This window comes from Microbacterium sp. VKM Ac-2923 (assembly GCF_022815605.1).
Classification (GTDB): domain Bacteria; phylum Actinomycetota; class Actinomycetes; order Actinomycetales; family Microbacteriaceae; genus Microbacterium.
The window spans coordinates 1-688 of record NZ_JALGRP010000031.1 but is presented as its reverse complement, the minus strand read 5'-3'; the positions used below and the strand labels follow the sequence as shown (position 1 = coordinate 688).

The following is a 688-nucleotide window of genomic DNA, read 5'->3' as shown; positions in this document are numbered from 1 at the left end:
GTCGTAAAGCGACGTGAATACCACCGGGCTAGCCGACGTCCCGTTCGCCACCAACGATCCAGCCACCGTCAAGTTGGTTCCTGACCAAGCTCCCGGCTGGAATTTGATGATGGTGCCGGCGGGCGCCGTCATCGTGACTCCGGCCGCGACGGTCAATCCCTCGGCGGGAGCGTCGAAAGTGACAACGATGCGGGGGCCAGCGGTTGGGACAGTCCAGTTCTCCACGAGGGTGCCGTTCAGGCAGAACGTGTCGGGCTGGTTGCCGGTGATGGTGTTGCCCGTCAGATTCGACGGGCGAAGCTTCACATCGGAGATCTTCAGGGCACATAGAGAGGTGTTACCCGTGATGGTGTTACCGGTGACCCGGATCGCCGGTGCGTTGCCACTGGCGTTGGCGGAGCTCACCTGCACAGATCCGCGTTGGACGGTGTTGCCAGTTACGGTCACCCCGAATGCGAACTCCGCCCCGTCATACCGGGTCACCTGAACATCGCCGTCGCGGACGGTATTGCCCGTAACGGTGACCGCCGACTTCGCACCCCACACCGACACGCCCTTGTCGATAACCGACGATGTGACGCTCAACCCGGTTGGCGACGCCCCAGACACACCAGTGGATCGCGGATACAACACCCTGGCCTGCGTCAAAGCGACGCTGCCACCGTCGCTGACGCGGATACCGGACCAA

Annotated in this window: 1 protein-coding gene; it reads right to left on the bottom strand. The window is 63.1% G+C overall.

The window, feature by feature from the left end:
• Positions 1–585, bottom strand: a 585-nt coding sequence (locus MT347_RS18005; RefSeq protein ID WP_243502734.1) for a hypothetical protein, incomplete at its 3' end; no start/stop codon positions are given.
• Positions 586–688 lie beyond the last annotated feature (103 nt).